The sequence below is a fragment of the uncultured Bacteroides sp. genome, assembly GCF_910586915.1.
GTDB lineage: Bacteria > Bacteroidota > Bacteroidia > Bacteroidales > Bacteroidaceae > Bacteroides.
In genome coordinates this window covers 130,234-153,500 of sequence record NZ_CAJULN010000004.1, presented here as the reverse complement: position 1 = coordinate 153,500, position 23,267 = coordinate 130,234, and the positions used below count along the sequence as shown (strand labels likewise).

Here is a 23,267-nt window from a genome sequence, read left to right as displayed (position 1 = left end):
CCCTGTCCTTGTCGGTAGGCAGTCCGGCAAGCCGCAAAATACGCTCCATGACCTTGTGGCAATGGTATTTGCTCTGCTCGGTATCTACATAGAGGATTTTCCGTTTGTTCGGTGGCAGGTATGCCGAATACTTCAATACCTCGTCATTCTTCAACGCTGCCGCAACGATAGCGGAAATGTTGAATGTCTTTTTGCTCTTGGCTTTACCCGTGGATGCACTGAAATTACCCAACGTGCCAATGGTAGAGCCGTTCACCCAGAGTATTTCGGGCGGCACTTCGTAAGTGTCCGTCACCTTTAGATGAATGGTTTTCCAAAGGGCTGCGAAATCCTCTTTCTGCATGGTGATGTCCTGCCCGGCTTCTGTCGCTTTTCTATTTTCCATAGCCGTTATTTCTTTAGAGGACGGTTAAGGATATACTTCTGCGCTTCCTGCTCTATCTGCGCCTGCGTCTTGACCGGGTTCTGACGCAACCATGCTTCCAACTCCGCTTTCTCAAAATAAAGCATTTTGCCCTGCGGCTTGTAATGGGGTATCAAGTTACCCGAAGTCAGCTTGTACAGGTAACTTTTAGAAAGGTTCAAGAACTTGCTCGCTTCATCGAAGCTAAGCACGTTCTTTGAAAGGAACAACATCTTTTCGAGTTCGGAAACTCTTAACTCTAAATTTTTTTCCATATTGTTTAGGAATTTAGGTGAAACAATATGAAGGTGCGCACCCTCGTTTTTTTGTTAACGGGGGCAAAGTTAAGAGCTTGAAAATGAAGTCTAATTGACCTTTGTTTGAGCGTTCAATCTATGCTCAACCTTTTTGCAGTTGTTTGATGTATTTGTCTATGATTTCATATCCTTTCGGATAGATGTTTTTCGCTTGGTCTGTCGCACTCGACAGGTCAGTACGTGTAAGCGGTTCACCTTTTATCTTCTTCAATATCAGTTTATTGTTTGCTATGACAGACTGCCATTCATAAACGATGTAATTATAACAGCTAAGTTGCATCATAAGATAGGCTAACAGACGGGTATTATTAACTTTCAATACCCCATTCAGTTTGCAGTTGAAAAAATCGGTAAGTATTTTGGCACTGACGGTAGTAGTAAACATATTCGCTTCATTCACACAGTCGGTCAGAAGTTTGATTTCATTAGCTTTCAACGTGGACTTGAAAGGATTGCTTTTGCCCACAATCTTGGTTGGATTAGTATCTGCACTTTCCTCTTTCTCTTTTGGCAAGGCTTGCTCTTGGATGGCAACCGCATCTGTATGGTAATTGCTTTCCTGTTCTTGCAGATAGCGCAAATATTTGGAAAGCACGACAAGATTAACGATAATGGACAAATAAGGAAGCCGCCCATCATAACAGGACGGTTCATGCAAATATGCATCCATATCAAAATCAGAGCAGCGGAAACCGATATACTTTTTTCTTTCATCAGAATTCAAGTCCTCAAAATAACCACTTTCCCACAAAAAATCGGGAATATCCATGTCCAATACAATGTTACGCACGACACGGTATTTTTGTTGGATGGCTACAATATTTTCAGTCACACGGAAAATTTCTTGTCGCAAATAATCCTTTAGCTGGGCTTGCGTCAAATATTCACGTTTTAAAAATAGTGCATCTACTTTAGTTTTATAGTCATGAGCTATACAACTATCTAATATCTTCTGTATTTCTCTGAAATTGGTTTCTATATGATTTTCCATAATCGTGTGCCTTTAAACGTTCTTACTACAAATATAAGGTAAGAATCTCACTTTTCCCGAAAACATCGGCAATAATAAGGAAGAAAAGATAGGATAAGCGTTAAGAAATTATAAAGATATGGGGAAGAAAACTATTAAAGTACACCTTTTCTTTGTATTCGTCATTCAGTACACATTTAGTACGCCCTATAAAAGCAGAAAACCCTGATAATCAGGTGATTATCAGGGTTTATTCGTACCCAGACCCGGGGTCGAACCGGGATGGAAGTGAATCCACTGGTGTTTGAGACCAGCGCGTCTACCGATTCCGCCATCTGGGCGTGCGCTTGATTTCTCGATTGCGGTGCAAAGATACGACATTATTTTGAATCTGCAATAGTTTTACCAAAAAAAGGAGAAAAAAATAATAAAACAAGTCGCAAATCTTTCTCTATTCAGAGAATAAACCGTACATTAGCAGAAACTTTAAAATAGAGTTACTGTCATGACAAATAAGGATAATTATTGCGTGATTATGGGTGGCGGTATTGGCAGCCGCTTTTGGCCGTTCAGCCGCAAGACACTGCCCAAACAATTTTTAGATTTCTTCGGAACCGGTCGTTCGCTCTTGCAACAGACTTTTGACCGCTTTCAAAAGGTTATTCCTACAGAAAATATTCTTATCGTTACCAATGCGATATATGCAGACTTGGTGAAGGAGCAACTGCCCGAAGTGAAAGAAGAGCAGATTTTGCTGGAGCCTGCCCGAAGAAATACCGCTCCATGCATCGCATGGGCTTCCTATCATATCAAGGCGCTCAATCCAAATGCTAAAATTGTAGTCGCTCCCTCAGACCACCTGATTTTGAAAGAAGACGAATTTCTTGCTGCCATTGAGAAAGGGCTGGAGTTCGTCTCGCACTCGGAGAAACTGCTGACTTTGGGAATCAAACCCAACCGCCCGGAAACCGGATACGGATATATACAGATTGACGACCCCGCCGGCGACAACTTTTACAAGGTAAAGACATTCACCGAAAAGCCGGAACTGGAATTAGCCAAAGTATTCGTAGAGAGCGGAGAATTCTACTGGAACTCCGGCTTGTTTATGTGGAATGTGGATTCCATCATTAAGGCAAACGAGGATTTGTTGCCCGAATTGGCTTCCAAACTGGCACCGGGAAAAGATATTTATGCCACCGAAGGCGAGAAAGCATTTATTGAGGAGAACTTCCCTGCGTGCCCCAATGTATCCATCGACATCGGTATCATGGAGAAAGCGGACAATGTGTATGTCTCTTTAGGAGATTTCGGATGGTCTGACCTCGGCACTTGGGGCTCGCTTTACGATTTGTCGGAAAAGGATGCGGAAAACAATGTCACGTTAAAATGTCATTCGCTTATCTATAACGGCAAGGATAATATGGTGGTGCTTCCGAAAGGGAAATTGGTGGTGGTTGACGGGCTGGAAGGGTATCTGATAGCAGAATCGGACAATGTCTTGTTGATTTGCCGCAAGGACGAAGAACACGCCATACGCAAATACGTGAATGATGCCCAAATACAGTTGGGCGATGATTTCATTTAGCTGATAAAAACAGAGAACGGTGAACAGGCTGCATTTACTTGCAGGACGTTCACCGTTTTCTGTTTTTTATTATTGAATAAAACGTTGTGTGGCCAGATTTTAACTGCCGTTGTTTGACCGATTGATTATCAGTTGTTTATTCTCAATCTATGGCTGATTTTCAGCGCATATATCTCCTGTTTTCAGCATCTATATCTCCTGTATCCACCGCATATATGTCCTACTTCCAACATCTATATGTCCTACGCGCACGGGATATAGATGCTGGAATCACCGTGGTAAGTGGTTGCGAATCAGATAATCTCGATACCCTGTTCCCGGCAAAGTTGTACTCCTAAGTCTTTCAGTTTGAACTTCTGAATCTTTCCGCTACCCGTCATCGGGAATTCTTTGACAAAGAAGATGTATTTGGGAATCTTGTAGCGGGCTATTTTGTTTCTACAGAAATCGCGCACATCCTCCGCCTGCATTGTCACGCCTTCGTGCAGGATGATAAAGGCACCGACGGCTTCGCCGTACTTCTTCGAAGGTACACCTGCCACCTGCACATCCTTCACGCCTTCGAGCTGGTAAAGGAACTCTTCGATTTCGCGCGGGTAAATATTCTCGCCGCCACGGATAATCATATCCTTGATGCGTCCGGTGATGCGGTAGTTTCCGTCCTCATCCTTTATACCCAAGTCGCCCGAGTGCAGGAAGTTGTTTTCGTCAATCACTTCGGCGGTCGCTTTGGGATTCTTATAATAGCCTTTCATGGTGTTGTAACCACGGTTGCACATTTCGCCCTGCACGCCTACCGGACATTCCTCGCCCGTTTCCGGGTCGAGCACTTTCACTTCCGTAAACTCGAAGTCGCGTCCCACTGTGTTGCAACGTACGTCGAACGGGTCGTCAATGCGGGTTGCTGTCATTCCGGGAGCCGCTTCCGTCAGTCCGTAGACGCTGGTCACCTTCATGTACATCTTCTCTTCCACCTGCTTCATCAGTTCGACAGGGCAGAGGGAGCCTGCCATAATGCCTGTGCGGAGACAGGACATATCGAAGAGGTCGAACATCGGATGATTCAGTTCGGCGATGAACATTGTGGGCACTCCGTAGAGAGCCGTGCAGCGCTCTTTGTGGATGGATGCCAACACGACCAGCGGGTCGAAGCGTTCTACCATCACTTGCGTGCAACCGTGAGTCAGGCAGTTCATCGTGGCAAGTACCACCCCGAAGCAATGGAACAACGGTACGCAACAGCAGAGTTTGTCGTCGGCGGTGAACTTCATATGTTCGCCCGTCAGGAAACCGTTGTTGGTGATGTTGTAATGTGTCAGCATCACTCCTTTCGGAAAACCGGTGGTGCCCGATGTGTATTGCATATTGACTACGTCGTGGCAGTTGACCTTGCTTTTCAGTTCGTTCAAGCAGTCGTCGGCCACATTATCCCCGAGCAGGAGAATCTCGGATGTGTTGTACATTCCGCGGTGTTTTTCCTGTCCCACGTACACTACGTTCTTCATGTAGGGGAAGCGCTCGCTTTTCAAGTGTCCGCGTTCGCAGGTTTTCAGTTCGGGAAGCATCGTGTAGGTCATCTGCACAAAGTCGCTGTCCTTTTCGCCGTTGACGATGCAGAGGGTATGCATATCCGAGTTTTGGCAAAGGTATTCCAGTTCGGACTGCTTGTAGTTCGTATTGACGGTGACATATACCGCTCCAATCTTGGCACAAGCATACAACAGTGTCAGCCAGTCGGGCACGTTTGCCGCCCAGATGCCGACGTGTGTTCCCCGCTCCACGCCGATAGCGATGAGTCCTTTTGCCATATCATCCACACGGCGGTTGAACTGGCTCCACGTAAAACGGAGGTTGCGGTCGGAATATACGATATATTCTTTATCGGGAGTCTCTTCGGCCCAGTGTTCCAACCACTGTCCCAAAGTACGGTCAAATAATTGCATTCTGATAGTAATTAATATTTTTAGTGATTGAGCGATGAACCGCCGCTCCGTTAAATCGGAGTGTAGATTACCGCCAGTATTTTAGCTGCCTGCCCTTCGTAGGCGTGCACGTGATGAGGGACGATGGAGTCGTAATAAATGCTGTCTCCCTCTTCGAGCAGGTAAGTGTTCTTGCCGTAGCTGATTTCCATGACGCCTTCCATGACCATGATAAACTCTTCACCTTCGTGCGAGGAGAGTACGAAGTCGGTATCTTCCGTCGGCATCACGTCGATGATAAACGGTTCCATATGGCGGTCTGCCTTCGACTTCGACAGCGAATGATACTCCATATGCTTGCGGGAGTGAATGGCGTTGTTGGAAAAGCTGATTGCATCTTTGGCTTCCCGCTTGCGGCACACAACGGGGCCCGTCTCGTCCTGGTCGTCGAGGAACGTGCCCAGGCGTACTCCCAACACGCGGGCTATCTTGATAAGCGGTGCAAGGGAAGGAATATCAATGTTGTTTTCGATACGTTCTACCTGTTCCACAGCCAGTCCCGAACGTTGTGCCAGTTCTTCTACGGTAATTGATTTATCCTCGCGGAGAGCTTTGATTTTTTCGCCGACAATTTTATTAGTATCCATATTGTAAGTTTTTTGATTGTCAAATGTGATAAATTATAATGATTAGGCTGCAAAAATAAGAAAATCTTTATACGGCTACAATTATAATTAAAGAAAATATCTCTAAATCCTGTTCCGGCGGCCGTTTGTGTCCGGAAGCGGCGGTATGTAGCAGGGGGATGAAAACAGAAAAGCCGTCTCCCCACGATAGGGGGAAACGGCTTTCTAAACTTTCCGCAGCAAGTAAAATTACTTACGCAATCCGAGTTCTTTAACGATAGCACGGTATCTTTCGATATCCTTAGCCTTCAGGTAGTCGAGCAAGCGGCGACGCTTACCTACCAACATTGTCAAAGCTCTCTCAGTACTATAATCTTTTCTGTTGAGCTTCATATGCTCAGTCAGGTGAGAAATACGGTATGAAAACAAAGCTATCTGCGCCTCAGCCGAGCCAGTATCAGTGTTAGACTTTCCGTACTTTCCGAAGATTTCTTGCTTTTTAGCAGCATCTAAATACATAATTTTTAGAATTTTAATATAGTAAATTATTCTTTTGAGCGCGCAAAGATAGACATTATCTTTATATCCCACAACGATTTACAAGAAAAAATTGCTACCATTGCATATATTTCTAATCCTTATTTCGTACCTTTGCGCCCAAATAATAGGTATTATATGCAAAATATTAGAAACATTGCAATCATTGCCCATGTCGATCATGGGAAGACAACGCTGGTTGACAAGATGCTATTGGCGGGAAATCTGTTCCGCAACAATCAAAATAGTGGTGAACTTATCTTGGATAACAACGACTTGGAACGCGAACGTGGTATAACGATTCTCTCCAAGAACGTTTCCATCAACTACAACGGAACTAAAATTAATATTATCGATACTCCGGGACACAGCGACTTCGGCGGCGAAGTAGAGCGTGTGTTGAATATGGCAGACGGCTGCATCCTGCTGGTAGACGCCTTCGAAGGTTCGATGCCTCAAACCCGTTTTGTGCTGCAGAAAGCATTGGAAATCGGCCTGAAACCCATCGTGGTGGTGAATAAGGTGGATAAACCCAACTGCCGCCCCGAAGAGGTATATGAAATGGTATTCGACCTGATGTTCAGTCTCAATGCTACAGAAGACCAGTTGGACTTCCCCGTTATCTACGGCTCTGCCAAGAACAACTGGATGAGCACGGACTGGCAAAAGCCGACCGACAGCATCACTCCGCTTTTGGATTGTATTGTCGAAAACATTCCTGCTCCGCAACAGTTGGAAGGAACACCGCAGATGTTGATTACTTCTTTGGACTATTCCTCTTACACAGGCCGTATTGCCGTAGGTCGTGTGCATCGCGGCACATTGAAGGAAGGTATGAACGTGACGCTTGTGAAACGCAACGGCGATATGCTCAAGAGCAAAATCAAGGAATTGCACGTATTCGAAGGGTTGGGACGCGCCAAGACTACCGAAGTCTCTTCGGGCGATATCTGCGCACTGGTAGGTATTGACGGGTTTGAAATCGGAGATACGGTCTGCGACTTTGAAAATCCGGAAGCATTGCCGCCTATTGCTATCGACGAACCGACCATGAGTATGCTGTTTGCCATCAACGACTCTCCGTTCTTCGGCAAAGACGGTAAATTCGTGACTTCACGCCACATCCACGACCGTCTTACAAAAGAGCTCGACAAGAATCTGGCTCTGCGCGTCAAGAAGAGTGAAGAAGACGGCAAGTGGATTGTTTCCGGTCGCGGTGTGCTTCACCTCTCCGTCTTGATTGAGACGATGCGCCGCGAAGGATACGAATTGCAGGTAGGCCAGCCGCAGGTTATCTTTCGCGAAATCGACGGTGTAAAACACGAACCGATTGAGGAACTGACCATCAACGTGCCGGAAGAGTATTCGAGCAAGATTATTGATATGGTTACCCGCCGCAAAGGTGAAATGGTGAAGATGGAAAATACAGGCGAGCGCATCAATCTCGAATTTAATATGCCTTCACGTGGTATCATCGGTTTGCGTACGAATGTACTGACTGCTTCTGCCGGCGAGGCTATCATGGCCCACCGCTTCAAGGAATACCAGCCGCACAAGGGTGAAATCGAACGCCGTACGAACGGCTCCATGATTGCTATGGAAAGCGGAACTGCCTTTGCATACGCCATCGACAAACTACAAGACCGCGGCAAGTTCTTTATCTTCCCGCAGGACGAAGTATATGCAGGACAGGTAGTAGGCGAGCACTCTCACGACAACGACTTGGTAATCAACGTTACCAAATCGAAAAAGCTGACCAATATGCGTGCTTCCGGTTCGGACGACAAGGTGCGTCTGATTCCGCCTGTACAGTTCTCACTGGAAGAGGCTTTGGAATACATCAAGGAGGATGAGTATGTGGAGGTCACTCCGAAGGCAATGCGTATGCGTAAAGTGATTTTGGATGAAATCGAGCGCAAGCGTGCCAATAAGAATTAAAGTCTGCTATACATATATTATATATGGAAAAGCCCGGCGGTTGCTCAACTCGCCGGGCTTTTTTCGTATGCGGACGTCTCTATGTCGCGCTATCAGATGACAAGTTTCAGTGCTTTGGCAGCGTCGTCATATTCCAGTTGGTAGTCATGTCCTTTCTTTGTATTGAAAGATAGTGTTTTTCCGGCATATCTCACCTGGCACTTGCTTCCTGCTTTGGAGCGGATAAGCGCAGACTTCAGCAGTCCGTCTTTCCAAGTGATGTCCACTTCAAAATTACCTTTCGCACATAACCCGTGTGCCGAACCGCTCTTCCATGCATCGGGCAGCGCCGGAAGCAACTGGATGAATCCCATGTGGCTCTGCAACAACATCTCCGTGATTCCTGCCGTGCCGCCGAAATTACCGTCTATTTGGAAAGGCGCGTGTGTGTCCCACAAATTGTCGAGTGTGCCGTTCTTGAGCAGGTTGCCAAACAGTGTGTAGGCATGATTGCCGTCCTGCAAGCGTGCCCATTGGTTCAGTTTCCATCCCATGCTCCATCCGGTAGCGCCGTCGCCGCGATGCACCAACACCACTTTGGCGGCTTTTGCCAGTTCGGGAGTAGTGACCGGAGACACCGTATGTCCCGGATGCAGGCCGAAAAGATGATTCACGTGGCGATGCTCGTCCTTCGGGTCGTCGATATCCACCGACCATTCCATCAACTGTCCGTAGCGTCCTATCTGATAAGGAACGAGGTTTTTCAACACGTGTTCCCATTGCTTGCGTTCTTTTTTGTCGATGCCCAGCACTTTGCTTGCTTCAATTGCGTCAAGCAGTATTTCGCGCACTACAGCGTGTACAAACGTTGCTCCCTGGTCTATCGGGCCGTGCTCGGGCGACGTCGAAGGAGCTGCCGTGTACGTGCCGTCCGGTTTGTGCCACAGGTAGTCGACTGCGAAGTTTGCGCTGCTCTTTATCAGTTCGTATCCTGTCTCTTTCAGGAATTTCAAATCCCTCGTATAGTCGTAATACTCCCAAATGTGAGTAGCCAGCCAGGGGCCTGCCATCGGGTTGAAGTTCCACGACATATCCTGGCTCTCCAACGGAGCGGTAAATCCGAAAATATTGGCAGAGATAGACGCCGTCCATCCTCTTGCGCCGAAATACGCCTGTGCCGTCTTTTCACCCGGTTTGACCAATGTGCGGATGAAATCGACCAACGGAAGCGCACACTCGTCCAGGTTTGTGGAGCAGGCAGGCCAGTAGTTCATCTGGACGTTGATGTTGTTGTGGTAGTCTACGCGCCAGGGGCCGTCTACATTGTTGTGCCAGATACCTTGCAGGTGGGCAGGCATATTGCCGGGGCGCGAACTGGCTATCAGCAGGTAGCGGCCAAACTGGTAATAGAGTTCTTCGAGGTAATAGTCAGGCTGTCCTTTCCGATAGTTCTTCAAACGCTGGGGGGTAGGTACGTTGTTGTTCTTCGCCACTTCCGGATTGAGATTCAACTGCACCCGGTTGAAGAGTGCGGCGTAATCTTGATAGTGCTCGTCAAGCAGTCTCGCATATCCTTTCGCTACGGCGCTGTCTATCCACTGGCGGGTGGTTGCTGCCGGTTCTACGCCTACGTAGGTTTTCGGGTCGTCGAAGTCAGGGTCGAAATTCATTCGGTAGTCTGTGTCGGCAGTGATGTAGAATGTTACTTCGTCGGCTCCGGTCACAGTCAGTTTTCCGTCGGCATTCGACAGGGTTCCGCCTTTTGCCTCTGCCTGGATGCGGACTACGTATTGCATTCCGTTGTTGTCCAAAGCCGCTACATAGGCAAGGCCTTTTGTGCCGTCGGCAGTCATTTTTCCTGTCGATACGGGGTTGGGGGCATAGCTGAATGTGAGGTGTTGCTTTCCGGGACGGTCGGCGGTGAAACGTGCCACCATCACATTGGCGGGGTAGGATACGAAATAATTGCGCTGGTAGGCTACTCCGTCTTTCTTGAATTGCACGACAGCCATAGCCGAGTCGAGCGATAGTATGCGTTTGTAGTCGCTCATTCCTATCACGCTCAGTCCCGTCTCTACATAAAACTCTCCCATTGTGGTGAAGCTGCCGAAACGGAAAGGTTTTTCGCGGTTTGCTTCATAGGGTACTTCACTATTGAAATTGCGGCGTGTGAGCAGTGCCGCCTTCTTGTCGTCACCTTCCACAAACGCTTGGCGGATTTCATCCAACACATGAGCCGACTGCTTATTCACATCCCAGTAATACCGGGCGCCCTTCGATGTATTGGGGCCGCCTCGCCAAAGTGTTTTTTCGTTGAACGTGATGCGTTCCGCTTCTATCGAGCCCATAATATTGGCTCCGAGACTACCGTTGCCGATGGGCAATGATTGCGATTCCCAGTCGGCGTCCGGATTCTGTACTGTGTCGCCTGCTGTTTCCGGTTTATGGTCTCCTTTCCACATATCCGGCCGGCCGCCATACCAAACAGCTCTTCCTTGCAGGGTGACAGGCGTATCAAACCAAACTGACAGTCCTTTTGTATAATCAGTCTCCACACTGTGGGCTTCGGAAGCTGCCATCAGTGCGACCAACAGATACATACACTTTTTTCTTATTTCCATAGTATCATCGTTTATTAAATATAATTATTCCAAGATGCGGATATACATAGATTAATCGCATTATGTTACAAACTATCAATCTCTTCTTCAGACAAACCGGTAGCCTGCGAGATGATAGTAGGGCTTACTCCTAACTTTTTCAAGTTGCGTGCATTTTCTCTTTTTTCTTCATGGCGCCCTTCTGCTTTTCCTTCTGCACGTCCTTCCGCACGACCCTCTTCGCGTTCCGTATTGATATTATCCCGCAATATGACAATATTGTCCAAATGCCGATAATAAGCCGTCAGTTCATCCTTGTTCATGCTATCGAGTTTCAGCCGTTCCCTTGCCTCTTCGAGTCCGGGGGCTGTGGCGTTGGAAGGGATTTCGCCCGTATTCAGATAATAAATCCACTCTTCGAGCGGGCTTTTAGCCACTTGATTGAAGTCGTTTACCTTCAAGATATAGTATTCCGGATAGAGTTGGCTGACTTGATTTACTTTGAAAGTCTGTTTCTGAAACGGGGTAAGTTCGAGAATATCATTCGTGTGGATGCCTCTGAATTCTGTTTTCCCGTGGTAGACAAAGTCCTTTCCGTGCCCCAAAGAGAAGTACACGATATTGACGCTGTAGACTTTGCGCACATTGTCGTAGCTCTCTCCGCGGTTGATGTACTCCGTCACCAGCTTGGAAGTGCCGAACAACATACGCTGGAAATAAGCGTACTCATTGTTGTTCTGAACCTCAATCAGCACAAGCTCCCCCTTTGAGTTCTCGGCAAGCATATCGACACGGTTGTATTTGTCGAACTCGTCTTCCTGATTGCTTTCGCTTTCAAGCAATCTCTGAATGATTATTTTTTCTCCCAGCAACGTAGTGAGCAGCCCTTCGAGAACGCTGAAGTTTGCCTTGTTGCGAAGCAGGCGTTTCATTGCCCAGTCAAAACGGATGACTTGATTGGTGGTATTCATATTCTTTTCAACATTAAGTGGACGAAAGTAAGAAAAAAGATTCGGATTACCGGCAGATTGGCAGGGATTTCTGCCGCAGAAGGCTAAAACAAATCCGCCAACACCTTCCTCACTACCCAAAGTCCGACCCTGGCTTCCGAGATTCCTTCCGACAAACGGTGGGGGCAGACAAACTCGTCGTCCGTGATGGACGCTTCCATGTAATAAAAGCAGCAGGAGGCGTCTCGTTCGAATGCTTTCGCATACTCCAGGATATGCGTGGAGATAAGGAAATGGCAATGGGGATAACTCTTCAGCAAATCATTGACGGCAACCGAGGCTTCGAAAGCATCTTTCGCGTTCGTACCGCGAAACATTTCGTCCATCACCACCAGGCAACGCCTGCCTGCCGTAGCTCTTTGCAACACTTCTCTGATGCGAAGCACCTCTGCCATGAAATGGCTGCGTCCGTCGCGCAAGGAGTCGGGCAGATTGATAGAGGTATAAATCCCTTCATAGAGGGGGCATACCATTGATTTTGCCGGTACAGGCAATCCGCAGTGTGCCAGCCAGACCGACAGCGCCAGAGTTCTCAGCGTGGTGGACTTTCCTGCCATGTTGGAACCGGTAAAGATGCAGATGTTGCCGCGCGACATTTCCCAACTGTTTTTCCGCCCCTCTTTCACAAAAGGATGCACAAGTGCTTCTACTTGGAAATCCATCCCCTGCACCAGCACGGGCGTACAGCAGAACTCCTTCTCCTTCGCCACCCGATGCGCCGTTCGGCAGGCATCGAGCAGATAGACCACAGACAGCAGCTCCCGCAAGGACAACAGCCGCGTACACCGGAACAGGTAATCATACTTATCTATTACGTAGTTGGACAACCGTCCGCCTTTGCCGTATTCCGGTTTCAGCAGTTCTTTCAATTCGCTGCCATACAGGATGTCGTTCACCATATCCGCCGATTCCTTTATCAACTGAGGCGCATCTTCGGGCAATTCCATTGTCCACTTCTTCAAACGGTGCAGCAGATGGATTACCAACTTCACTCCCCGGCATACGACATAACGGACCGAATTGTGTCTGAACAACCGGTCGATGACCGTTGCGCACGAAAGCAGCACGTTCGCTTTCCGTATTTCGTCGCGATAGGCCAGGTAGTATTCTATGAAGTCCAATTCCTCCTCTGTCAGAAAAAGTTCCGGCAGTTCATTCCACGCGATGGCTTCCTGCCGCTTGCGGATTGTGTCTCCGTCGCTCAGCGGATGCATCAGCCAGCTCTGTATCAGAGATTTTCCCTGTTTGGTTTCCGTACGGGAAAACAGGGAGCAAACCGTCGGTTCGTTGTTGCCGTTCTCCATGATGGAGAGGTCGGCATACGTCTGTTTGTCTGTATTCAAATATGTCGTCATTGGCAGGGGGGGATATGGAGGTTTTCTTCTTGGTGTGCAAGATAATAAACAAACTTGAATGACGCAAGGCAATCGGCAACGAAAAAGTTTCTGTCTCGTATTCCTTTTTATAAGAATGTGAATTCGATGTGATAAGAAGGATGTGGCAAGTCGTGGAAATAACCTCTCTGTATGAGGGACTTGCAGCGCATATATGTCCTGTTTTCACGGCATATATGCGCTGCGTCCAGCATCTATATGTCCAACGTCTACCATCTATATCTCCTGCGTTCAGCATCTATATGTGCTGTAACAGGTTGATTATGAGATTGAAACAGGGATGTTTGGCAGGTGGGGGAGGATGGCGTGTTTTCATTGAAGAAAAAAGGCGGCCCCCGAAGGAACCGCCTTTCTTGCTATGAAATATCTAATATGCGAATTAGAGTTTCGGACCGGCAGCAACCAAAGCCTTACCAGCTTCGTTGCCTGTAAACTTAGCGAAGTTCTTGATGAAACGTCCTGCCAAGTCTTTTGCTTTTTCTTCCCATTTGCAAGCACATTCGTAAGTGTCGCGCGGGTCGAGGATGTTCGGGTCAACACCCGGAAGTTCTGTCGGCACAACAAAGTCGAAGAAAGGAATGACTTTCGTCGGGGCTTTGTCGATAGAGCCGTCGAGGATAGCGTCGATGATGCCGCGTGTATCTTTGATAGAGATACGTTTGCCTGTACCGTTCCAGCCAGTGTTTACCAAGTAAGCCTTAGCACCGGTCATTTCCATCTTCTTAACCAGTTCTTCTGCATATTTAGTCGGGTGCAATGACAAGAAAGCAGCACCGAAACAAGCAGAGAATGTCGGAGTCGGTTCAGTGATACCACGTTCTGTACCTGCCAATTTAGCTGTAAATCCTGACAGGAAGTAGTACTGAGCCTGTTCGGGGTTGAGGATAGATACTGGAGGCAATACACCGAATGCATCAGCAGACAAGAAGATAACTTGTTTTGCGTGAGGACCTTTGGATACAGGCTTCACGATGTTTTCGATGTGGTAGATAGGATATGAAACACGAGTGTTCTCTGTCACGCTCTTGTCTGTGAAGTCGATTGTGCCGTTAGCGTCAACTGTAACGTTTTCCAGCAAGGCGTCGCGTTTGATGGCGTTGAAGATGTCCGGTTCGCTTTCTTTGTCGAGGTTGATAACCTTCGCGTAGCAACCGCCTTCGTAGTTGAATACACCTTCGTTGTCCCATCCGTGTTCGTCGTCACCAATCAACTTACGTTTCGGGTCGGTAGACAACGTAGTCTTACCTGTACCTGACAGACCGAAGAAGATAGCAGAGCTTGTGCCTTCCATATCGGTATTGGCAGAGCAGTGCATGGAAGCGATGCCGCGAAGCGGGTTCATGTAGTTCATGATAGAGAACATACCTTTCTTCATTTCACCACCGTACCAAGTGTTGAGGATAACCTGTTCTTTTGTCTTGAGGTTGAATACGGTAGCTGTTTCAGAGTTCAAGCCCAATTCCTGGTAGTTGTCTACTTTAGCTTTGGAAGCGTTGAAGCATACGAAATCGGGTTCTCCGTAGTTGGCAAGTTCTTCGGCTGTGGGGCGGATGAACATATTGGTTACGAAGTGAGCCTGCCAAGCTACTTCCATGATGAAACGTACTTTCATGCGAGTAGCTTCGTTAGCGCCGCAGAATGTATCGACAACGAACAGACGTTTGCCCGACAACTGCTGTACGGCTTTAGCCTTCAAGTCAGCCCAAGCCTCTTCAGAGCAGGGTTTGTTGTCGTTTTTGTATTCTTCAGAAGTCCACCATACAGACTCTTCCGAAGCTTCATTCTTAACGAAGAATTTATCTTTAGGAGAACGACCGGTATAGATACCTGTCATTACATTCACAGCACCTAATTCAGTTACCTGACCTTTTTCAAAGCCTTCCAGACCCGGTTTTGTTTCTTCAGCGAACAAAACATCATAAGACGGATTGTGCAAAATCTCGGTCACACCTGTGATACCGTACTTGCTTAAATCTAAATTTGCCATTTTCTTTGAATTAATTAAATTGGTATTTTGTTTTGATTATCTTTTTTACCTCAGATATGTGAGAGCTTTGGACAGCTCCTTTAAATCCGGCAACAAAAGTAATACTTTCTATCGGAAAGGAAGAAGGTATTAGAGAAATTTTTCCCTAATAGGAATTCTTTTATAAAATCCTAACAATATCTGCAAACTGAATGTTGCAATTTAAAAGATTATCATTTACTTTGCAAATCAGTATGCTGCCAGCACGATGAAAATGAGATTAATTTATGATTAAACCACCATATGAAAGTAATTGATTTTAGCCAGACAAATTCGATTCTCAACCAGTACATTTCCGAAATCAGAAACGTGGAAGTCCAGAACGACCGCCTGCGTTTCCGCCGCAACATCGAGCGTATCGGAGAAATCATGGCTTACGAAATGAGCAAGGAGTTTGCCTATTCGGTAAAAGAAATCCAAACCCCGTTGGGGACAGCCCCGGTCAGCACGCCGGACAATCAGTTGGTCATCAGTACCATCCTTCGCGCGGGACTTCCGTTCCATCAAGGGTTTCTGAGCTACCTCGACAAAGCGGAAAACGCATTCGTCTCCGCCTATCGCAAGTATAAGGATACGCTGAAATTCGATATACATATAGAGTACATCGCTTCGCCGCGCATTGACGGGAAAACGCTGATTATCACCGACCCGATGCTGGCAACGGGCAGCAGCATGGAACTGAGCTACCAGGCTATGCTGACCAAAGGACATCCTGCCGAAATACACGTGGCTTCCATCATTGCCAGTCGGCAGGCGGTAGACCACATCATGAACATATTCCCCGAGGATAAGACTACCATCTGGTGCGGAGCCATCGACCCTGTCATCAACGAACATTCGTACATCGTTCCGGGATTGGGCGATGCCGGCGACCTTGCTTACGGTGAGAAAGAATAGCACTCTGCCGTAAGTCCTGTCTGTAACAGGCACACGGACGCGACGTGTTGGTTTTATATACTTTTCAAATAATGGCGGCTCGCTTTGTGAAGAAGCGAGCCGCCATTATTTGAAAAAGTAAATTGTCGTATCAGTCAGAGTCGCTCAGCAGAACAACCTCACTGCTGTCTTTTGACCATCTTCCGCCGTTCCATCCATACTAACACCATCACTCCAATCAGCAACAGTGCCAACGCCGCATAAGCAATGCTTTCGGTGACACGAATACTCTGCGGGTCGAACCACATTTCAATGGTATGTTCGCCGGCAGGCACATTCATCACACGTAAGATATAGTCTGCACGGGCAATATCCGCTGGCTCTCCGTCAATCGTGGCCTGCCATCCGGGGTAGTATATTTCCGAGAATACCGCTACGCCGTCTTTCGCCGAAGACGTTTGATATGTCAGGCGGTTCGGTTCGTAGGCAGTCAGGCGGATGACGGACAATGAATCTTTGTATCCTTCGATCGCACCTTTCAGTTGTTCCTTGAATTTCGCATCCACTACGGCAGTCTCCGTGGGTAGTACATCGTTCAATGCGCTGATTTCTTCGTTTGCATCGTTTACGTAACGCACGTTGTTCACAAACCAGGCGTTGCCATATACATACGGATTCTCAACAGGAACAGGTTCTCCTTGCTGTCCGGCAGGGAAGATAAAGTATTTCGTATTCAACATATTCAGCACACGGAATTTGGATGCGTCCACACTATCCATCTCGCCACCGGCAGCAGCTACTTCCTGATAAGTAGCCTGCATCTCGGGAATGATATGACGGTCAATCATTTCCTGATAACGGCGCAACTTGGCAGCATGGTAACCGCCTACGCTCTTGTGCCAATAAGCTGTATTGTTTTCATTGAAGGTATTGCCGGGGAAGCCGACGAAGTTCAGCACACGATAGTCCAACGCGGTATCCCGAAGGATTATCTCGTCTGCCTGGGTCTTGACGAACGCTTCCGCCTGCTTGGATTTCGGAACAAACTGTCCGTCGTTCAAATAGCGCTTGTTGACCGTCCACATATCCACCAGACACAGTAACGCAATGCCTGCCAACGTGAGTGTGGCTTTCAGCTTCTTCTGCTGATACAGGAACAAAAGGAAACAACCCGCAACGATGATGAAGAAACTGCGCCATGCATCCGCAGCGACGATTGCCTCGCGCATCTCCGTCAGGCTGTTCACTACCGGAGTAAGATGCTCTGCCGGAAGTCCTTGCTGCAAAGCCGCCATCTCCTGCGCCGTCACAAAACCGGAGAAGAATGCACTGGGAGCAACCGCCAACACCAGCGACACACCTGCCGTAACCACCAGCGTCACTATCATCCCTGTACGGTTTTCTTTCCATTTCAAAATCTCCGGTTTGGCCAGCAGCTCCTTCAAGGCGAAAACAGCCAACAAGGGGATGGTAAACTCTGCAATCACCAAAATGGAAGAAACGGCACGGAACTTGTTATACATTGGGACGTAGTCGATAAAGAAATCCGTCAGTCCCATAAAATTCTTTCCCCAGGAAAGCAGGATGGAAAAGAGAGTGGCTCCCAGCAACGCCCACTTAAGCGGCCCTTTGACAATGAAGCATCCCAACACAAACAGGAACATGACAAAGGCTCCTACGTAGACAGGTCCGGCAGTCCACGGCTGATCACCGAAATACTGCGGAAACTGCGAGTAGAGATTGCCATACATCGGATTTGCCTTCTCCATCGCCGCCTTGCTTTGTGACAAGGTTGCCGAGGATGCTCCGCCTTTCACATTCGGCACCAGCAAGGTCCATGTTTCGCCGATTCCATAGCTCCAGTTCGTGATGTAGTCGCGGTCGAGCCCGTTGCTTGTCTGATTGGCAGCGGCAGCACCTTCCTGCTTCAACTCGCTTTTGCCGCGCATTGTCTCTTTGCTGTATTCGTATGTGTGATACAGATTGGAGATGTTGATGCACACTCCAACTGCTGCCGCCAGCGCCAACACGGCACTCGCCTTGAAGAAGTGAGGCAGTTCTTTCTTCCGGTACGCCTCTTCGAAATAAGCCCCCACCAGGAACAGGATGACAAACATGAAGTAATAGCTCATCTGTATGTGGTTGGACTGAATCTGAAGGGCAATGAACAAAGCTGTGACAATCCCCCCCGACAGGTATTTCTTCCGATAGGCCAAGACGACACCCGCAATTGTAGGCGGAATATAAGCCAATGTTACGAATTTCCATATATGTCCTGCCGGTATGAGGATGAAGAAATAGGACGAAAAAGCCCATATGACTCCGCCTAACCCCGCCAGCCAGGCCGATAGACCGAACGCCCGCAGGAGGATATAGAATCCCAACATCATGATAAAGGTAAGTACTACATAATCGGGCAGGCAGAGCCGATATGCTTTTTCAACCCAGTTCAGGGCTTTTGTCGAGTCATAGCTCGGCGACATCTGATAAGTGGGCATACCGCCAAAGATAGCATTCGTCCAGCGCGTGCGCTCTCCGGTACGGTCACGATACTCCTTCGATTCCTGTCCGGCGCCTACTCCGGCTACGGAGTCGTGCTGAAACAAAATACGGCCCTCAATGTCGGCCGGAAAGAAATAAGCAAAAGAAAGGAGTATAAAAGCCAGAATGGCAATCAAATCGGGAAGGAATTTCTTCATATCATGTAAGAATTGAAAATTGAGAACCGATAGCCGGAAAGTGAGAACCGCCACACTTCATACCGTGCAGCGAATTCTCAATTTCCGGTTCTCGATTCTCAATTTAATTAATATCTGTAATGGTCGGCTTTATAAGGCCCGTCCACGGATACGCCGATATAAGCAGCCTGTTCGGGAGTCAGTTTGGTCAGTTTCACACCGATTTTCTCAAGGTGCAGGCGAGCTACTTCTTCGTCCAAGTGCTTTGGCAGACGATACACACCGACCTCGTATGACTTGTTGAACAATTCAATCTGAGCCAATGTCTGGTTTGTGAAGGAGTTGCTCATCACGAATGACGGATGTCCCGTCGCACAGCCAAGATTTACAAGACGACCATCGGCAAGCAGGATGATGCTGTGCCCGTCGGGGAAATAATAACGGTCTACTTGCGGCTTGATGTTCACACACTTGATACCCGGATAATGCTTCAATGCATCCACCTGGATTTCATTGTCGAAGTGGCCGATGTTGCAGACAATGGCCTGGTCTTTCATTTTCTCCATATGGTCGATGCGGACAATGTCGATATTACCGGTAGTAGTCACGAAGATATTGCCTTCCGTGCAGGCGTCTTCCATCGTTACCACTTCGAAGCCTTCCATAGCAGCCTGCAAAGCACAAATCGGGTCGACTTCCGTCACCAGCACACGTGCTCCGTATGAACGCATGGAGTGAGCACAGCCCTTACCTACATCGCCATAACCGCATACTACAACCACTTTTCCGGCAATCATCACATCCGTTGCACGCTTGATACCGTCTGCCAACGATTCGCGGCAACCATACAGGTTGTCGAACTTGGACTTCGTAACCGAGTCGTTCACATTGAACGCCGGGAACAACAACTTGCCCTCTTCCTGCATCTGATACAGGCGGTGTACACCTGTCGTTGTCTCTTCGGATACGCCGCGTACCTCTTCCGCCACACGATGCCAACGGGTCTTATCTTCTGCCAGCACTCCTTTCAAGATGGCGTTCAATTCTATTTCATCCTCGGCGTGTGCTTCCTTGTCCAATACCGACGCATCGTTTTCCGCATCATAACCCACATGAATCATCATCGTAGCGTCGCCGCCGTCGTCAACAATCACATTGGGGCCTTTGCCGCCGGCAAAACTCAATGCCTGCAACGTACACCACCAGTAGTCGGCAAGTGTCTCGCCTTTCCAGGCAAACACAGGCACGCCTGCCGCAGCAATAGCCGCCGCAGCATGGTCTTGTGTCGAATATATATTGCAAGAGCACCAACGCACCTCAGCACCCAGTGTCACCAATGTTTCAATCAGCACGGCTGTTTGAATAGTCATGTGCAACGAGCCCATAATGCGGGCACCTTTCAACGGTTTGGATTCTCCATACTTTTCGCGAAGAGCCATCAGGCCAGGCATTTCTTTTTCTGCCAAATCGATTTCCTTGCGACCGAAATCGGCAAGCGTAATGTCTGCCACCTTATAGGGCAGAGTAGAGAATAATTCTGTAGACATATCGTATAATATATTAATATAATGTAGTACTCTTATTTTTTAGCGGCGGGTGCGCTCAGCATTTCTTTATATTTGGCAGGGTCGTTCAAGACTTTCACCGCTTCCTTCAAGTCGTCATCGTCTTTCAACTGTTGGATGATGTTTCCACGCTGATAATAATAACGCTTGATGATTTCGGAAGCAATCATTTTCTTGATATCGCCGGAGAAATAATCCAAGTCGCGTTCCAAATCGTGGCTCAGTTTCTTTTCGAGTGCCTCGAATTCTTTGGTTGCATCTTCCATATAACCTTCAAACTTGGCTGCTTCCTTCAAGGTTTTCAGAATCTTTTCGCTTTGCTGGTCATATTTGAAATCAGCCTTTTTCACCAGGGCTTTAAAGTCGCTGTAGTCGGTTTCCGTCAGTTCGAACTTCTCCGGAGCTGCAATTTCGGGATGATGCAGGCAGTATTGGGTCGCATAGTCGAAAATCAGATTATCGCGTACTAAATAGAAGAGGATGTTCGGCAGTTTCTCCTGCTTGACTACAACATCCGGCATCACGCCGCCGCCATCGCGCACCTCGCGTCCTGCTGCCGTATGGAATACTTTGGTCAGGCTGTCGGGGATAGCGCCTACACTTCCGTCTTCGTTGCGATGCTTATAGTCGATGGCCTGCACGCAGCGTCCACTGGGAATGTAATATTTGGAAGTGGTCACTTTCATCATTCCGCCATAAGGCAGGGAGCGGGGTACCTGCACCAAACCTTTTCCAAAAGTACGGTTGCCTACGACTACCGCACGGTCAAGGTCTTGCAAAGAGCCCGAGAGAATCTCGGAAGCAGATGCGGTGGCGCTATTTACCAATACGGCAATGGGAATATCCAAGTCCAACGGTTCGCGCAAAGTCTTGTAGGTATTGCTCGCCTGTTTGATTTTACCTTTCGTTGTCACAATTACCTTGCCACGCGGCAGGAAGTAGTTGGCTATTTCCACTGCTTCGTCCAGCAGACCACCGCCGTTGTTGCGCAGGTCAATCACCAACGAAGTAGCGCCTTTTTTCTTCAGGTCAAGAAATGCTTTCTTGAAATCTTTGGAAGGATGTCCGGAGAAGGTACTCAGGTTGATATATCCTACCTGATTGTCGAGCACATCGGCATAGGGGATGGCAGGAGTCTGAATGGATTCGCGCACCAGTGTAAACTCCATAGCTGTACGGCTGCCCTTTGCGTTGGGACGCTCCACTTTCAGTTTGAAGCTCGTGCCCGCTTGCCCACGCAACATCTGGCTGACTTCCGCATTGTTCTTGCCGGCAAGGTCTACTCCGTCAATCTCCATCAGCACGTCTCCGGCTTTCAGTCCTGCTTTTGCAGCCGGCGTATCTTCAAACGGTTCGGCAATCAGAGAACGTTTCAACTTTGTGTCATAAGTGATGAGCGAGCCGATTCCGCCGAAACTGCCCTTCACCATCTGCTCCAGTTCACTTTGGTCCTCTTCCGGATAATATTCGGTATAAGGGTCAAGCGAATAAAGCATATTGTCGATTCCCGCGCGGATCGTCTTGTTGGGGTCAAGCGTATCCACGTAGAACATATCGAGTTCCTTGACTATTGCATTGAATATATCCAGGTTTTTGGCTACCTGAAAGTTGCGGTCATCGCCACTCTTGAAACTAAAGAAAGCTACGGTAGCCGCAACTGTCACTACAACGGCCGCTACCCGCCCATTCGGCATTTTTTTCATACTTCTTTCTATATAAATGAGTTGTAAAAATAACTCAATCTCCGGTTATTCTGCCAGAATCCTGTTAATATTTAACTTAATTTCATCCCAACGTTCGGCCGGCATGGTCGTTCCGATTACCTGAATAACATTTCCCGATAGAATAGAACCTATTTTAGCACACTTCTCCAGGGAATAACCGCACGTCAGTCCGTACAAGAATCCGGCTGCGAAATAGTCGCCCGCTCCGGTGGTGTCCAGTACTTGCGCAACCGGAAGCGCATCGACCTTGATTTCTTCCGTTCCTTTACGGATATAGGAACCGTTTGCACCTACCTTTACAACGGCAATGCTGCATTTCTTTGCAATCATCCGCAAGGCTTCTTTGGGTTCTTCGCCCGTAAACGCCCTGGCTTCTTCTTCGTTTGCAAAGACGATATCCACGTATTTGTTTATCAGCAAAGAGAAAAATTCCAAGTCGCTTGCCACGATGTTGTAGCTTGCCATATCCAGGCAAATCTGCAAGCCTGCCTCTTTTGCCAGCTCAATGGCATGAAGAATCATTTCATGGTCTTGCATCAAGTATCCTTCTATAAATAGGTACGCGTATCCTTTAAACATTTCGAGAGAAAGCTCTTCGGCTTTCAAGGATGCGGCTGCTCCCAAGTAAGTACCGAAGGTACGTTCTCCTCCCGGCGAAATAAAAGTGGAAGCTACACCGGAAGGCAACTGTTCCGTAAGCAATAATTTGTTTTCGATATTGTTTTTCTGTAGATTTTCACGAAAAAAATCTCCATAACGGTCGTTTCCCACTTTTCCGATAAAACCGGTTCCCGCACCCAAACAAGCCAGTCCGAGAATGGCATTTCCTGCCGAACCGCCGGTTGCCAAATGGGTTTTCATCTGCGAGAATTTGGAGTTAATCTGCTGTAACTTAGCGTCGTCAATAAGTTGCATACTACCCTTGGGTAACCCCATTTCATCCAGAAGCGTATCATCCTTTAGGGTTGCAAGTACATCTACCAGGGCGTTGCCTAATCCAATTATTTTATCCATTTCCAATATTTTTTTTGCAAAGATATTGCATATTTCAAAAAAACCTACTACTTTTGCATCGCAATTAAGAAAAACATTCTTCCTTAGCTCAGTCGGTTAG

Annotated in this window: 16 protein-coding genes, 1 tRNA gene and 1 pseudogene; 3 read left to right on the top strand and 15 right to left on the bottom strand. The window is 47.7% G+C overall.

What is annotated here, in order from left to right; genetic code table 11:
- The 4 genes and pseudogenes from QZ331_RS03240 to QZ331_RS03225 all read right to left on the bottom strand — a co-directional run.
- A pseudogene (locus QZ331_RS03240) lies at window positions 1–385 on the bottom strand (mobilization protein); the annotation flags it as partial.
- 5 nt (window positions 386–390) lie between these two features.
- A complete protein-coding gene (locus QZ331_RS03235) occupies window positions 391–678 on the bottom strand; it encodes a helix-turn-helix domain-containing protein (protein ID WP_005944327.1) in 288 nt (95 codons plus the stop codon).
- Between the two features lie 124 nt (window positions 679–802).
- A complete protein-coding gene (locus tag QZ331_RS03230) occupies window positions 803–1,711 on the bottom strand; it encodes a hypothetical protein (RefSeq protein WP_007479974.1) in 909 nt (302 codons plus the stop codon).
- 236 nt (window positions 1,712–1,947) lie between these two features.
- Window positions 1,948–2,031, bottom strand: a tRNA-Leu gene (locus QZ331_RS03225).
- A gap of 164 nt (window positions 2,032–2,195) precedes the next feature.
- Between QZ331_RS03225 and QZ331_RS03220 the strand changes: the two genes are divergently transcribed.
- Window positions 2,196–3,278, top strand: coding sequence for a mannose-1-phosphate guanylyltransferase (locus tag QZ331_RS03220; RefSeq protein ID WP_294627977.1), 1,083 nt, complete (start codon window positions 2,196–2,198; stop codon window positions 3,276–3,278).
- 293 nt (window positions 3,279–3,571) lie between these two features.
- Here the strand turns inward: QZ331_RS03220 and QZ331_RS03215 are convergent, their stop codons facing one another.
- The 3 genes from QZ331_RS03215 to rpsO all read right to left on the bottom strand — a co-directional run bounded on the left by QZ331_RS03215 (window position 3,572) and on the right by rpsO (window position 6,345).
- Window positions 3,572–5,221: an AMP-binding protein gene (locus tag QZ331_RS03215; protein ID WP_294627975.1), complete on the bottom strand. Its 1,650-nt coding sequence runs from the start codon at window positions 5,219–5,221 to the stop codon at window positions 3,572–3,574.
- A gap of 50 nt (window positions 5,222–5,271) precedes the next feature.
- Entirely contained in the window at window positions 5,272–5,847 is a 576-nt protein-coding gene (locus tag QZ331_RS03210) for an XRE family transcriptional regulator (RefSeq protein WP_294627973.1), read from the bottom strand.
- 228 nt (window positions 5,848–6,075) lie between these two features.
- Entirely contained in the window at window positions 6,076–6,345 is a 270-nt protein-coding gene (rpsO, locus tag QZ331_RS03205) for a 30S ribosomal protein S15 (protein ID WP_125039922.1), read from the bottom strand.
- A 156-nt stretch (window positions 6,346–6,501) separates the two neighbouring features.
- Here rpsO and typA point away from each other — a divergent pair, with 156 nt between their 5' ends.
- The gene (gene typA / locus QZ331_RS03200) at window positions 6,502–8,301 is read left to right on the top strand and encodes a translational GTPase TypA (protein ID WP_294627971.1); all 1,800 of its coding nucleotides are present in this window, start codon (window positions 6,502–6,504) and stop codon (window positions 8,299–8,301) included.
- A gap of 92 nt (window positions 8,302–8,393) precedes the next feature.
- On the opposite strand, the gene QZ331_RS03195 is transcribed toward typA, so the two are convergent.
- From QZ331_RS03195 to pckA, 4 genes are all read right to left on the bottom strand, one after another.
- Window positions 8,394–10,880: a glycoside hydrolase N-terminal domain-containing protein gene (locus tag QZ331_RS03195; protein ID WP_294627995.1), complete on the bottom strand. Its 2,487-nt coding sequence runs from the start codon at window positions 10,878–10,880 to the stop codon at window positions 8,394–8,396.
- Between the two features lie 86 nt (window positions 10,881–10,966).
- Window positions 10,967–11,851, bottom strand: a complete 885-nt coding sequence (locus QZ331_RS03190) for an Rpn family recombination-promoting nuclease/putative transposase (protein WP_294627970.1) — start codon at window positions 11,849–11,851, stop codon at window positions 10,967–10,969.
- A gap of 83 nt (window positions 11,852–11,934) precedes the next feature.
- A complete protein-coding gene (locus QZ331_RS03185; RefSeq protein ID WP_294627968.1) occupies window positions 11,935–13,245 on the bottom strand; it encodes a DNA mismatch repair protein MutS in 1,311 nt (436 codons plus the stop codon).
- 418 nt (window positions 13,246–13,663) lie between these two features.
- Window positions 13,664–15,271 carry a phosphoenolpyruvate carboxykinase (ATP) gene (gene pckA / locus QZ331_RS03180; protein WP_294627966.1) on the bottom strand — a complete coding sequence of 536 codons (1,608 nt, stop codon included), beginning with the start codon at window positions 15,269–15,271 and terminating at the stop codon, window positions 13,664–13,666.
- Window positions 15,272–15,553: 282 nt separating this feature from the next.
- On the opposite strand from pckA, the gene upp reads away from it, so the two are divergent.
- Window positions 15,554–16,207, top strand: coding sequence for a uracil phosphoribosyltransferase (upp, locus tag QZ331_RS03175; protein WP_294627964.1), 654 nt, complete (start codon window positions 15,554–15,556; stop codon window positions 16,205–16,207).
- 158 nt (window positions 16,208–16,365) lie between these two features.
- On the opposite strand, the gene QZ331_RS03170 is transcribed toward upp, so the two are convergent.
- From QZ331_RS03170 to QZ331_RS03155, 4 genes are all read right to left on the bottom strand, one after another.
- Window positions 16,366–18,885 carry a YfhO family protein gene (locus QZ331_RS03170; RefSeq protein ID WP_294627963.1) on the bottom strand — a complete coding sequence of 840 codons (2,520 nt, stop codon included), beginning with the start codon at window positions 18,883–18,885 and terminating at the stop codon, window positions 16,366–16,368.
- A 107-nt stretch (window positions 18,886–18,992) separates the two neighbouring features.
- Window positions 18,993–20,411 (bottom strand): adenosylhomocysteinase, encoded by a 1,419-nt coding sequence (ahcY, locus tag QZ331_RS03165; protein WP_294627960.1) that lies wholly within the window; start codon window positions 20,409–20,411, stop codon window positions 18,993–18,995.
- 32 nt (window positions 20,412–20,443) lie between these two features.
- Window positions 20,444–22,132 (bottom strand): S41 family peptidase, encoded by a 1,689-nt coding sequence (locus QZ331_RS03160; protein ID WP_294627958.1) that lies wholly within the window; start codon window positions 22,130–22,132, stop codon window positions 20,444–20,446.
- Between the two features lie 45 nt (window positions 22,133–22,177).
- Window positions 22,178–23,167 carry an adenosine kinase gene (locus tag QZ331_RS03155; protein WP_294627956.1) on the bottom strand — a complete coding sequence of 330 codons (990 nt, stop codon included), beginning with the start codon at window positions 23,165–23,167 and terminating at the stop codon, window positions 22,178–22,180.
- Between the last annotated feature and the right edge of the window lie 100 nt (window positions 23,168–23,267).

Bases quoted from the DNA above. Each gene is read 5' to 3' on its own strand.
- QZ331_RS03190 (WP_294627970.1), bottom strand. From the start codon at position 11,851: ATGAATACCACCAATCAAGTCATCCGTTTTGACTGGGCAATGAAACGC.
- QZ331_RS03155 (WP_294627956.1), bottom strand. From the start codon at position 23,167: ATGGATAAAATAATTGGATTAGGCAACGCCCTGGTAGATGTACTTGCA.
- upp (WP_294627964.1), top strand. From the start codon at position 15,554: ATGAAAGTAATTGATTTTAGCCAGACAAATTCGATTCTCAACCAGTAC.
- QZ331_RS03195 (WP_294627995.1), bottom strand. From the start codon at position 10,880: ATGTATCTGTTGGTCGCACTGATGGCAGCTTCCGAAGCCCACAGTGTG.
- ahcY (WP_294627960.1), bottom strand. From the start codon at position 20,411: ATGTCTACAGAATTATTCTCTACTCTGCCCTATAAGGTGGCAGACATT.
- QZ331_RS03215 (WP_294627975.1), bottom strand. From the start codon at position 5,221: ATGCAATTATTTGACCGTACTTTGGGACAGTGGTTGGAACACTGGGCC.
- QZ331_RS03220 (WP_294627977.1), top strand. From the start codon at position 2,196: ATGACAAATAAGGATAATTATTGCGTGATTATGGGTGGCGGTATTGGC.
- QZ331_RS03230 (WP_007479974.1), bottom strand. From the start codon at position 1,711: ATGGAAAATCATATAGAAACCAATTTCAGAGAAATACAGAAGATATTA.
- QZ331_RS03210 (WP_294627973.1), bottom strand. From the start codon at position 5,847: ATGGATACTAATAAAATTGTCGGCGAAAAAATCAAAGCTCTCCGCGAG.
- typA (WP_294627971.1), top strand. From the start codon at position 6,502: ATGCAAAATATTAGAAACATTGCAATCATTGCCCATGTCGATCATGGG.
- rpsO (WP_125039922.1), bottom strand. From the start codon at position 6,345: ATGTATTTAGATGCTGCTAAAAAGCAAGAAATCTTCGGAAAGTACGGA.
- QZ331_RS03185 (WP_294627968.1), bottom strand. From the start codon at position 13,245: ATGACGACATATTTGAATACAGACAAACAGACGTATGCCGACCTCTCC.
- QZ331_RS03170 (WP_294627963.1), bottom strand. From the start codon at position 18,885: ATGAAGAAATTCCTTCCCGATTTGATTGCCATTCTGGCTTTTATACTC.
- pckA (WP_294627966.1), bottom strand. From the start codon at position 15,271: ATGGCAAATTTAGATTTAAGCAAGTACGGTATCACAGGTGTGACCGAG.
- QZ331_RS03235 (WP_005944327.1), bottom strand. From the start codon at position 678: ATGGAAAAAAATTTAGAGTTAAGAGTTTCCGAACTCGAAAAGATGTTG.
- QZ331_RS03160 (WP_294627958.1), bottom strand. From the start codon at position 22,132: ATGAAAAAAATGCCGAATGGGCGGGTAGCGGCCGTTGTAGTGACAGTT.